The 12,582-nt window shown below is 57.3% G+C and carries 8 protein-coding genes; 3 read left to right on the forward strand and 5 right to left on the reverse strand.

Annotation, left to right across the window (positions count from 1 at the left end; genetic code table 11):
* Positions 1-10: 10 nt before the first annotated feature.
* The 3 genes from Q0859_RS17935 to Q0859_RS17945 all read right to left on the reverse strand — a co-directional run bounded on the left by Q0859_RS17935 (position 11) and on the right by Q0859_RS17945 (position 6,827).
* On the reverse strand, positions 11-1,381 hold the full coding sequence (locus Q0859_RS17935; protein WP_299153786.1) for an HlyD family type I secretion periplasmic adaptor subunit: 1,371 nt from the start codon (positions 1,379-1,381) through the stop codon (positions 11-13).
* Entirely contained in the window at positions 1,378-3,126 is a 1,749-nt protein-coding gene (locus tag Q0859_RS17940) for a type I secretion system permease/ATPase (protein ID WP_299153788.1), read from the reverse strand. The genes Q0859_RS17935 and Q0859_RS17940 overlap by 4 nt, the downstream gene beginning before the upstream one ends.
* 65 nt (positions 3,127-3,191) lie before the next feature.
* Complete coding sequence (locus tag Q0859_RS17945) at positions 3,192-6,827, reverse strand: CHRD domain-containing protein (protein WP_299153790.1); 3,636 nt, start codon at positions 6,825-6,827, stop codon at positions 3,192-3,194.
* Positions 6,828-7,408: 581 nt separating this feature from the next.
* Between Q0859_RS17945 and Q0859_RS17950 the strand changes: the two genes are divergently transcribed.
* Together Q0859_RS17950 and Q0859_RS17955 are read left to right on the forward strand one after the other, a co-directional pair.
* Entirely contained in the window at positions 7,409-8,296 is an 888-nt protein-coding gene (locus tag Q0859_RS17950) for a DMT family transporter (protein WP_299153792.1), read from the forward strand.
* A 366-nt stretch (positions 8,297-8,662) separates the two neighbouring features.
* Entirely contained in the window at positions 8,663-10,120 is a 1,458-nt protein-coding gene (locus Q0859_RS17955) for a dihydrolipoyl dehydrogenase (RefSeq protein WP_299153794.1), read from the forward strand.
* A gap of 249 nt (positions 10,121-10,369) precedes the next feature.
* Here the strand turns inward: Q0859_RS17955 and Q0859_RS17960 are convergent, their stop codons facing one another.
* Entirely contained in the window at positions 10,370-10,765 is a 396-nt protein-coding gene (locus Q0859_RS17960; RefSeq protein ID WP_299153796.1) for a DM13 domain-containing protein, read from the reverse strand.
* A gap of 198 nt (positions 10,766-10,963) precedes the next feature.
* On the opposite strand from Q0859_RS17960, the gene Q0859_RS17965 reads away from it, so the two are divergent.
* Entirely contained in the window at positions 10,964-11,482 is a 519-nt protein-coding gene (locus Q0859_RS17965; protein ID WP_299153798.1) for a TetR/AcrR family transcriptional regulator, read from the forward strand.
* A gap of 234 nt (positions 11,483-11,716) precedes the next feature.
* Here the strand turns inward: Q0859_RS17965 and Q0859_RS17970 are convergent, their stop codons facing one another.
* A complete protein-coding gene (locus tag Q0859_RS17970; protein ID WP_299153800.1) occupies positions 11,717-12,388 on the reverse strand; it encodes a HAMP domain-containing sensor histidine kinase in 672 nt (223 codons plus the stop codon).
* Positions 12,389-12,582: the final 194 nt, after the last annotated feature.

Genomic DNA, 12,582 nt, shown 5'->3' on the forward strand with positions numbered 1-12,582 from the left:
CGGTCTTTCACTACTCGATGAACGTCCGGGCCAACCGATCGCTTAGCGGCTGCGTCAAATAGCTGAGCGCAGTCCGCTCACCGGTGTTTACAAACAGGTCGGCAGGCATGCCGGGCACCAGATCAAGAGCGGCCACATCTGCGCTTTGCTCTGTATCCAGTTTCACCCGGGCGACATAGTAGTACTGGCCTGTACGCTCGTCTTCCAGGCTGTCGGCAGAGATGTCGATGATCGTGCCGTTGGCCTCGGGCACATCGCCTTGATCAAAGGCCGACAATCGCACGCGCGAGGACTGGCCGACATGCAATTTTTCAATGTCCGCCGTGTTCACGCGCGCCTCAATCACCAGTGGCTCATCAATGGGCACGATGTCCATGATGGGCGCGCCGGGACGCACCACACCGCCTGTGGTAAACACCGTCATCTCCACCACACGACCGCTGACAGGTGCTGTGATCGACACCCGCTTCAATCGTTCACTTGCGCCGATATATTGCGGTTCAAGCGTGGCAAGGGATGCCTCGATCTGTGCCAGTTCGGTTGAGGCCGCTTCGTCGCGCAGGGTTTGCGTACCAATGGTGGCAAGGCGCAGCTCGCTGATCTGGTTGCGGGCCTGTGCTTCTTGCGTTTGCAAAGAGGCGTCCACGCCGTTCAACCGTTCAACCTCGACCCGGCGGGCGTTCACGCGCGCAGCGGCCACAAGGCCCTTGGCCTGTAGGATCTGTAAATTTTCCAGTTCCTGCCTGGTGATCTCCAGCTGACGCGCGTTGGATGCGCGCTGCGCTTGCAAACCGCGGACCTGATCTTCGAGGTTGGCAGCACGTTGATCGCTCAGCGCGCCTTCGGCAGTGCGTGACCGCCGTTCCGCATCAAAGAGCAACTTCTGGGTGACAAAGGCAGAGGCCCATGTGTCCGGCTCCAATGACACCCGGAATGCGGCGGCGACATCGCTGCGCTCGAATGTCTCGTCTTTGCGCAATTGCGCCACAAGGCGGGCGCGCCGCACGGACAGGTCGCTGATTTGGCTTTCGATCACATCCAGATCAACGCCCAGATCGGTGCTGTCGAGTTCGACCAGAACCTGCCCCGCCTCAACCAGATCACCATTGTTGACCAGAATGCTGCTGACAATGCCGCCGTCCAGATGTTCGACGGTCTTGCGGCTGCCTTCGACCACGAAGGATGCAGGGGCGACCACAGCGCCATCCAGCTTGGATGCCGTTGCCCAGTAGGCTGCACCGCCGACAAAACCAGTGACAACCAAAAAGCCGAAGACGACGAACCACGCGATACCGCCATCAACGGTCTTGGGTGGAATTCTGTTGTAGTCTTCAAGACGCAAAACAGAGTTGCTTGGTGCATGTGCGAGGGAGGTTGTCATTGGGCTGCTCCTTCCTGAGCGGGGGCTAGTGCGCGACGGGCGGCAAGCTGTGCTGCGGCGGTTTGCGTCACGGGCGTTTCGTGCTGACGGGGGCGTAGGATGTCTTCCTTGTCGCCAAAGCCCGACTGCGTGCCTTTGTTGAGGGTGAGAACCTTGTTCACGGCTTCCAGCGTGCTGGGGCGATGGGTCATCACGAATGTGATGGCTCCACGCGCACTTGCTCCACGAATGGCGTTGCGCAGTGCCGCTTCGCCCTGGGCATCAAGATCCGAGTTCGGTTCGTCCAGAACCAGAATGAACGGATCATCATACAGTGCACGGGCCAAAGCGATCCGCTGGCGTTGCCCACCCGACAGATGAAAGCCATCACCGATTTCGGTCGCGTAGCCATCGGGCAGGCTGCTGATCAATCCGTGCACATCGGCGGCCACGGCAGCGGCCAATACCTTGGCATCATCAATCGATGTGGAAAAACGCGCGATGTTCTCGCGGATTGTCCCATCGAAAAGTTGGACGTCCTGCGGCAGGTAGCCGATAAAGCGGCCAAGATCCTGTTCGTCCCATTTCGCCATCGGCGTGCCGTCCAGACGGATCGCCCCACGCTGCGGCATCCAGATGCCTGCCAGCATTTTGGCGAGGGTCGATTTGCCTGACCCGCTGTGCCCGATGACCGCAAGCACATCACCGGCGGATAGGACAAATTCGATCCCGCCGATTGTAGCATTCTGCGCAAGGGGCGGACCCGCCTGTGCGATTGTCGCATTCAGCGAGATTTGCGGACGGGGCAGGGCAAGACGCTTGGGTGTCTCGGGATAGGTTTCGGACAAGGCCCGCAAGGTCTTGTAAGACCCGCGCGCCGCCAGAAAGGTGCGCCATTGGCCAATCAGCTGATCAATTGGGGCCAGCGCACGTGCCAGTACGATGGTGGCCGCGATCATAACACCAGCGGTGGCCTGCCCAGTGATCGCCAGCGCGGCACCAAGGCCAAGCATGCCTGATTGCAGCGCCATGCGCGTGGTTTTCGACATCACGGAAAAACCGGCGATCCGATCGGACACGCGCGATTTGAGGTCATGTGCATTAAGTTGCAGAGCTGTCCAGCGACGGGCGAGATCACCAGTCATGCCCATCGCATGGACGAGCTCTGCGTTTTGTTCACTTACAGTGAACAAAGCGTCGGACCTGGAACGCGCACGGGATGCGTCTTGCATCACGTCGGCAGAGCGCGCGTTGTTGATCAGGGCCATAATTGTCAGGAAAAGGGCACCGGCCAGCCCAAAAGCGCCCAGATAGGGGTGCAGGACGTACAGCACACCCAAATACAGGGGAATCCACGGCGCGTCGAAAAAGGCGATCAGCGTCGGACCCGAGATAAAGTCGCGCAGGCCAGTGATGTCGGCCGCCGGGTTGTCACCGCCGGCCTTGCCCTGCACACGACGCCGGATCGATGATTGCAGGATAGGTGCGCCGATCATCAGTTCAAACCGCGCACCAAGGCGGTTCAGGATGCGTGTGCGGATCAGGTCCAGCAGGCCGGTTACGACAAAGACCCCGCCCAGAAGGATGCTGAGCGCGATCAGGGTGTCCTGGTTCTGGCTGGTCAGGACGCGGTCATAGACCTGCAGCATGTAAAGAGGACCGGCTAGCATCATCACGTTCAAAATCATGCTGAAGAAGCCGATGGCAAGAAAACCGCTGCGCAGCTTGCTCCATGCGGTTTTGACGGTGGATTTTTTCTGAAACATTTTGGTGATCTCTTTTCGGAATGAAGAGGTGGCGACACGTGCCGCCACCTCGGTAAGTTTGGGGATCAGGCGATGAAGTCGTCGTCTGTCAGGTCGGTGCTGTTGACCCCTTCAAGGCGCACGGAGGCATCCGAAGAGAAGGTCAGCAGGGCGTCGTTACCGTCTTGCGACACAACGAGGCTTTCGGCGAAGTCCGGACCGAAGTCCGAAAAGTCCAACCGGTCCACGCCGCTCTGGAAGTCGTTGACGGTGTCGTTGCCGAACAGCCCTTCGAAGGTGAAGGTGTCTGATCCTGCGCCACCGATCAGGACGTCATTGCCGCCCTCACCATTCAGGATGTCATCGCCAGCCTGACCGTTCAGCTGGTTCGCACCAGAGTTCCCGGACAGGATGTCGTTGCCACCGTTCGGGCTGCCCGCGTTGTTTGACCCATTGATGTTCTCAAAGTTGAACACCTGATCAAGCGTGGCCCCGTCCGGCGCGTTGACAGTCGCAACACCGTTGCCGCCTTCGTCGAGGTCAAGCACAACGCCCGCTCCCGCCGAGAACAACGCGGTGTCGATACCCGAACCACCGTCAATGATATCCGCACCACCGAACGAGTGGATGGCGTCGTTACCAGCCCCACCGTACAGGATGTTGAACTCATTGTTGCCAAGGATCAGATCATCACCCGAAGATCCGATGACGTTTTCAAAGTCATCCACTTCGATTGCGATCCCACCGTCAACGATGATGCCGCCATCTTGCGGGCCTTCGTCGCCATTTGCAGCCGGGTTCGGTGCAGGTGCACTCAGGTCCAGATCAATGGTCACACCATTGAAGCTGCTGAGATCCACGGTGTCGCTGTCATCGGACCCGATCACACGCTCGATCGAGCTGAGAACGTCGACTTCGACAACTTCGTCGATGACATCGGCTCCGGAAACACCCAACCTTGCCGCAGCGTCGACCACTGCACCAGCGTCCACCAGCGTGTCCTGCGCGATGGGGCCGTTGATCCCGGCAGGCGCATTGTGCAGGTGGATGGCCGACACGACACCCGGAACCGGCGTTTGCAGGTCCGCTTCGTTCAGGCCGGTCACGCTTAGCTCCGAGGAATAGATCACCTCGCCTGCTTCGTTGAAGCGAATGGTGAGCGTCGCTTCGCCCGTGGCTTCGCTGTCGGAGGTCGGCCCAGGTTCCTGCGCTGCGTCCAACGATCCGGCCAATTGGATCACGCGGTTATGGCCCGCACCCGTATCGCTGACAACTTCGAGCTGCCCGCGGATTTCACCACCGGGGAAGTCCGCTGTATGGACGTTGTAATAGAGGTTCCCTGCAAGGGCCTCTGCCACAAATCCGGCACCGCCATCGATATTGGGTGTGGGTTGGAGCGAAGCACCGACCACGACATCCTGCACCGAAACGGAGAACCCGGTTTCGCGGGTGGCCGTGCCGTTGCCATTGGCGTCGAGATTGACAGTCACCGCCACGTCCAGATCAGAAAAATCTGCCGTGTCGAACCCGTCGCCACCTTCGATGAAGTCGTTGCCCAGACCACCAACGATCACGTTGTCGCCTTGGCCTGCGATCAGAACGTCATCGCCTGCGCCACCATCAAGAACACCGTTGATCTGACCGAGGTCGACAACGATATCTTCTCCGGCACCCAGCAACACGTTGCCGTTCACCACACCGTCGTCATCGTTGACAAAGGTCACGCTGCCAGCTTCGGTCGCGTCGATGGCATTCACCGTGCCGGTGATCTCGCCTTCGTTGATGATCGCACCCAGAAGGTTCAGACCGCCGTCGATGCGGATACCTGCCGCAGCGTCGCTGTCTTCGGACCCGGCAATCACGCCGTCGTTCTGCACCAGACCGGCAAAGCTTGCGTCTTCCTGATTGCTGAACAAACGCAGACCGTCGCCAACCTGGTTGCCTTCGGTTGCGTCGCCGCGACCTTGAAACACGCCGCCTTCTTCGTTGACGATCACAGCCGAAACGATGTCGCCATCAACGTCACCTGTCTGCAACGCCACGGCAGAACCGTTGTTGCCTTCGCCTGCGTCCACCAGACCGGAGTTGGTGAAGCTGTAGTTGTCAGCTGTCGCATCCGCATAAACCGTGCCGTTCCGTTGATCGCCGGTACCAAGGATGGAACCGCGGTTGGTGACGGAAAGACCTTCGCCATCGATGTTCAGCGCACGGCTGCCGGATGACACAACTCCGTCTTCCTCGTTCACAAACGAACCACCTGTGTGGTCACCCGTGCCGAAGTAGACGCCGTTTTGAACACCCGCGATCAGACCGGAGTTGGTCAACGACCCCTGGAAGTTCACACCGTTGACAACCCGGAGACCTGCGACAGTACCATTGCCACCTTCGGACAGAATATCACCCGTGTTCGTGATGGTCGCATCGGTTGTGCCCGTGTTGCCGACATTGCCGATCCGTACGCCGTCACCAGCCGAATTGTTGCCTGCAGGCGCATTGCCACGGCCCTGGATGGTTCCGTCATTTTCAAGCGTGAAAGTGTTGGCACCATCTTCGGCCCCACCAATCTCGGCGCCAAAGCCCGAACCCAGATTGCCTTCACCGGCATCAATGGTCCCGGTTGTCAGGTTGCGGACACTAAAATCATCCGCAGTCCCGTCAGCATAGAGGGTGCCGTTGCGTTGGTCGTCGGTGCCCAGAATGTCGCCTGCGTTGGTCAGGTTAACGCCGGTGCCGTCGATGTTCACTGCGCGGCTGTCGGATTGGATTGTCCCGAAGTTCAGAACATCCAGATCATGTTCGCCTTCACCGATATACAGGCCGTTGCGAACGCCTTCGATCACACCGGTCGATGTGTTGAGGATGCGCCCCTCGGCAGCCACGCCATCTGCAATGCGGATACCGCCAGCGGTGCCGCTGTTGCTTTCGGATGAAATCAGGCCCGAGTTCACGATGTCGGTGTCCGACACGGTGCCTTCTGCGCCGTTGTTGATCCGGATACCGTCGCCTGCGCCGCCTGTGTTGGAAGCCGCCTGGCCGCGTCCCTGAATGGTGGCACCAAAACCGTTGAAAACGGTGTTGGACACGACGTCGCCTACTTCATCGCCCACTTGGAACGAAATGCCTGCGCCGTCATTGCCTTCGCCTGCATCAATTGTCCCACCTGAGAAGTTCGAGATGTTGACATTTTCGGCTGTCGCGTTGGTGTAGATGGTGCCGTTACGCTGGTTGTCGGTCCCGATGATGTCGCCAAAGTTGCGAACGCTGATACCGTCGCCTTCGATCTCGACAGCGCGGCTGTCAGAGGAGATGACGCCACCGCGGAAGTTGTCGAGCGTGCCCGAGCTGTTTGGCCCGCTGAATTCAACGCCGTTCAGTTCGCCGGCGATGCTGCCAAAGTTGCGGATGGCTGCGCTTGATCCGTCCGTAACTTCGATGCCTGTGGCGACTTCGCCATTTGCATCGATGCTGCCGCTGCGGAAGTTGAAGACCTGGGCGTCTTCGGCTTCGACAGATACGGCAGACGGTGCGCCGTTTGTTTCGACCTGCCCAAAGTTGAGGAACCGTGCAAAGTCATTGTTCAGGATGAACGCGGGTGTGTTGTCGACAACGGTGCTTTGGAAAAAGCCGTTGGTCAGGGTTTGTCCATCACGGACGGTTTCTTGGGCCAGAGAAGACGTGTTCAGCAATCTGGCACGCAAGCTGGCAAGGATCTCGGATAGCATGGGTGATCTCCGCATGAGTTTTTGGTTACAGCGAAGATCTGGCCGAACGTCCGGCCTCTTCGCTGGTCAACCAAGTGTGGATGTGTGCGGATTCTTAAAATTCTTCCTCCGAATGCCCCCTATAAGCATTGGATATACTCACAGAATTCGTGAGATCCGGTAATTAAATATAGTTATAAAACAGGGTCTTAGATTCATATGAATGGCTGTCAGATTTAGTCGGTGACGTGAGTTCACGAAAGTGTTGGCGAAGTTGAGCGTGCTCGGGCCCAACTTTCGGATGCTGCGTCAGCGAAAACCACTTTTGCACAGGGCGGTTTCGTCCCGCGTCTCGCTTGTTCAACCTCGATACAGCGAGAAATCGTCCCTTCCAGTATAAGCTCCTTTCGGATCTTCGCCGTATCTTGGGTAGCGGTGGTAATGCGGGACAATCCGGCCGGTTGCGCAGGCAAGCAGATGACTGGTTGCGACTTATTCAGATTGACGGCTCATGGTGTGTGCGTCATTGACCCAAGACACGCTGGGACGTGAGTTGCGATACATCAGTTGTCGCCTGATCTGGTATCTGAATCGGAACGCGAATGATCGCAAACATTGCAACTGATCGCAAAGCAAACCTGATTGGAAGCATTTGGATGGTCGCGGCGATGGCCATTTTTGCCGTCGAAGACTCCTTTGTAAAAGCAGCGTCTGTCGTACTGCCTGTCGGCCAAATCTTGATGATCTTTGGCCTTGGCGGGGCAGCGGTGTTCGCGTGTTTGGCCCGCCTGAACAACGAACCCCTATATATCAAGGATGCCGTCTCTCGACCGATGCGCATTCGCGCGTACTTCGAAATCGTCGGTCGTCTGTTCTACTTCCTTGCCATTGCGTTCACACCGTTGTCATCCGCGACAGTGATATTGCAGGCAACACCGTTGGTTGTCGTTGCATCTGCCGCATTGCTGTTTGGAGAGAAGGTTGGATGGCGGAGGTGGACTGCAATCTTTATCGGTTTTGTCGGTGTCATCATCATGGTCCAGCCGGGAACCGACAGTTTTTCAGTCCTGTCGATTTTGGCAGTTATCGGCATGATCGGTTTTGCAGGACGTGATCTGGCAAGCCGTGCTGCCCCGGCCACACTCAGCACAGCCATTCTCGGACTATACGGTTTCCTGTCTATCGCGGTTGCGGGGGCGATGTTTTCGGTCTGGCAAGGCGTATCATTTGTATATCCCGATACTGGCACCTCTCTTTATGTATTGGGGGCCATTACGGCTGGCGTTGCCGCGTATTCATGCCTTATGAAAGCGATGCGCACCGGCGAGGTATCTGCCGTGACACCTTTCCGGTACACGAGGTTACTCTTCGGGATCACGCTGGGTGTGGTGCTATTTGATGAGCAATTGACGGCTGTGATGGTGCTTGGCTCCGGTTTGATTGTCTTTTCCGGCCTGTTCATTCTTTGGCGCGGTAAATCAGCCGGATAGTTGAAAGATGTGGCAGGTAATTTAACAAAGGCGATGACAACAGAACAGCCTTTTCCTTCTTCGAGGATCTTATACAGCTCATTGTACCGGCTGATCCGACCTCCCTTCAACAATGGGAGGTCTGCGAACGCTTTGAATGTTATCCAACCTCTGAAACGCATTGCCTGTTCAATGACCTCAATGGCCATAATCGGCGAACAGCTAGACATTTCTTTTTATCTGATAATCAGCGGCCGGGAGCTTTCTCGCGATTGTGTTCAACATCCCCATCGCGCGGGATGCTTTCCTTCCTGATGCCGAAATCGCACGGTTTCCAAAACTCCTGCCTTGGGTAGTATGCCTGTGACAGAGCCAAAGGAAGATGTGATGAAAGATTACGATGTTGATGTTGCCATTCTCGGTGCCGGAACCGCCGGGATGGCGGCCTACCGCGAGGTTGTCAAACAGACGGATCGGGTCGCCCTGATTGACGGCGGCCCGCTGGGAACCACCTGTGCGCGTGTGGGGTGTATGCCTTCCAAGCTGCTGATCGCAGCGGCGGATGCTGCAAATGAGGCGCGCCATATGGAGAGGTTCGGAGTCTCGGCAGGATCAGTCACGGTTGATGGTGTCGCGGTGATGGACCGCGTGCGACGGGAACGCGACCGTTTCGTTGGCTTTGTGCATGATACCGTAGAGGCGTTCGACCAGAAGCACCTCATCCGCCAGAATGCCCGTTTCCTTGATGACACCACCATTGAACTGGACGATGGCTCCCGTCTGACTGCGCGCAGCATTATCATTGCGACTGGCTCTCGCCCTGCAATTCCGCTCCCGTTTGAGGCTGCGGGTGATCGGTTGGTCGTCAATGACGACGTGTTCGAGTGGACGGACCTTCCCCGCTCGGTCGCTGTTTTCGGTGCTGGTGTGATTGGCTTGGAACTTGGTCAGGCTTTGTCGCGGCTTGGTGTCCGGGTGCATCTGTTCGGATTGGGAAACTCCGTTGGACCGCTGAGTGATCCGGATCTGGTGGCCTATGCCCGCCAGACTTTCGGGTCGGAGTTCGCAGCGCATTTCGATGCTGATACACAGATTTCCCGGGATGGGGATCAGGTGGTGGTGCGTTGGACCGACAAGGGCGATGCCAGCGACACGGGTGAGGAACGCTTTGACTATCTATTGGCCGCGACCGGCCGGCGACCGAACCTAGACAACATCGGGATCGAAAACACATCGCTTGTTCTGGATGATCGAGGGTCCCCGCGCCATGATCACATGTCCATGCGTGCTGACATGAAAGGCGACGGGTTGTCCTCGATCTTTGTCACAGGGGATGCCGCGATTGAGTTGCCGTTGCTGCATGAGGCCGCTGACGAGGGTCGGATCGCTGGTGAAAACGCTGCGCGCTATCCGGAGGTATACCGCCGTGCCAGGCGCGTGGGTTTGGGCGTGGTCTTTTCCGACCCGCAAATCGCCATTGCCGGGCGAGGTCACGCGGAACTGATCAAGGCCGGAGTTGATTTTGCCTATGGTGAGGTTTCTTTCGAGGATCAGGGGCGTGCCCGCGTGATCGGTAAGGACAAGGGGCTGTTGCGCGTCTATGCAGTTCGCGAAACGGGTGTCCTGCTTGGCGCAGAGATGATTGGTCCTGCCGCCGAACATATCGGGCACCTGCTGGCCTGGACGATTGAGAGCCGCCTGACCGTGACAGAGACGTTGCAGCGCCCGTTCTATCATCCGGTGATCGAGGAAGGCCTGCGCACGGCCCTTCGCAACCTCGCCGCCGAACTGGAATTCGGCCCCAATCCGCCATTGCGTTGCATTGACTGCGGTCCAGGCGGTTAGGCGACGGGGACGGGTTGGTTTCGTGATCCTGATCGCTCGGCTTTTGGGCCACCCGTGTGCCCTGCCATCGCCACCTATCTGGCGATGATTATCGTTCGGAGTCTGTCTTTCTTGGTCCATAAGCCGATCAGTGATATCTGAAGAACGCACCCTGAAAGAAACGATAAGCGGCCGCCCCTTGGGACGGCCGTTTCGTTTTCTGGGAAAAGTGCCGAGGCAATCCAATCCCTGCCCGTCCCGGATGAGGGGTTACGAGATGCCCGCAACGCCAAGCGGCACACTGAATTGCTTGCACCAGATGTAGACTTCGTTGAAATCATCGACATTGACGGTAGGGGGTACGATGTAAATCTGAAGGCCCGTCAGTTGCTGGAGTTCGCCCAGATCCGTCACGTCGACATAGGTGCCATCATTCCCGAAGCCGACGCGCGGATCAGGTGCCCCGTCCAAGCTGAAATCCGTATCGAGGATGACGACGGCACCACCGTCAGCAGTTTTGATGATCTGCACACCACCTGTTGTGATGTGATCGCTGGCCCCGGTGAATGTACCAGACGCGACGGAACTGTGGTCACCGGCCAGAACGGGGCTGAAGCTGATTGTGGCGGCAGTGATCGCAATCAAGGCTGTCGAGAAGAATTTCATGGGTTTTGGTCCTTTTGCTGGTCGGGCGGGTATGCCGTCTCCGGTGCGGATAAGAGCAGCATAAAGTTTGGAACAGGATAATTCCAAACACCTTTCCGTGATTGGGAACTAAAAAGTTCCTAATTCAGAAAATACTCCTATATGGAACGCATGGCACGACCAAGAGAGTTTGACACACATCTAGCGGTAGCCCGCGCAATGGCCGTTTTCTGGGAACACGGCTATGATGCGACGACGACCGATCAGTTGCTTGAAGGCATGAAGTTGACGCGGGGCAGTCTCTACAAGGCATTCGATGACAAGAAGGCGCTCTTCCTTCGGGCACTTGATCTTTATGATGCCCAAGAGGTGGGTAAGGCAGTCGAAATTCTGTCTGACCCAAGCGTCGAGGGCAGAGAGCGGATCAGATCGCTGTTCCGGTCAATCACAGATGCCGTGGATTCCGGAAATCGCATGGGCTGCCTCTTGTGTTCCACGCTTTCCGGGGCGGCGGCGCAAGAGGCCGACATTTCGCCCCGTACTTTGGCCTCGGCCGAGAAACTGCATATCGGCTTCGAGACAGCGCTTTGTGACAGTGATGGGGTTGAGTTTCCGACAGAGTATGCTCGGCTGCTGATGGCGCAATATGTCGGGCTGCGGGTGCTATCCCGCACCGGCATCTCATCGGGTGCCATCCGGGAAAGTGTAGACGCGGTTAACGCCCTGCTACACCGATAGGGGCTGTCTGCCTTCCTGCCCTTACGGGCATTTCCGGGAGGGTCAGGCGTAGAGTATCGCATCTTTTTCCCTGGTGAATTTCCAGCTTTGATCCATGTGGTAAAAGCAAAAAATTGGCGGATGGCCGGGAAACCATCCGCCGTTGTGGCCTGTACAGAAGGCTGGGGGGAAAAACCTTTGCACATTTGGGACATCGTGCTGTGTACAGGCGGGACGCTGTTGCGATCTGAGTGCTCAGATCGGTCTATCGGGTAACATCAAACAAAATTCGGTACCGTTTGGGGAGCTGCGCAGCAAGCGTATTCTGCCACCCATTTCACGAGCAAGGCTGACGGCTGTCATCAAGCCAAAGCCAATATTCGCGCCCATCGCCGGTGGGCGGTCAATCCGGGGATATAAGTGGCCAATGATATGTTCGGGCAGGCCAGGGCCGTCATCCGATATCGAGAAGCAGACGTTACCGCATCCTTGCGACACCCGGATTGTAATTTGACTACCGGTGCTCGCCCGTATGGCATGCGCGGCATTGACTGTGAGGTTGTAAATGATCCGAAACAGTCTTGTTTTGCTGCACACAAGCCGTGTGCCGGACGAAACCAATACGTCCATTTTGGGGTGTCCGGCCCGGTCTTCGTAAACGGGGCCAATCAGGTGGGTGATGTCTTCAAGCATGCCTTCGATATCGCCCCGGTTGAGCCGGGTTATCGTTTCAGGTTTCTCAGTTTCGTTAAGATCCGTGTCGCAGATATAGGCGATTTGATCGATGGCCTTGGAGATGCGTTCAGCATGCAGAGCCACTTTTTCGTCGACATGTTCGCCCAGGCCTTCCGCCGCCAAAGATGCGCTTGCAAGGTACCCCCGAATATCGTGAGCCGCGCTTCGCAGAGTAAGAGTTGGATGTTCCAAATCAGACCTCCTGAGTTTTCACTGACAATGTATCAGTGATGGTGACAAATCTAACCGACGCATGATGGGCCGTATTTCAATTTCGGAGGGTGGATTCTAGAATTTTGCCAATTGCCAAGTTTGCGACAACCGCGCCGCCAAACAACACCCCCATCATCACAGGGCCTTGGCAGAGGCAGGACGCTGCCGTTCTG

The organism is uncultured Tateyamaria sp. (genome assembly GCF_947497045.1).
Classification (GTDB): domain Bacteria; phylum Pseudomonadota; class Alphaproteobacteria; order Rhodobacterales; family Rhodobacteraceae; genus Tateyamaria.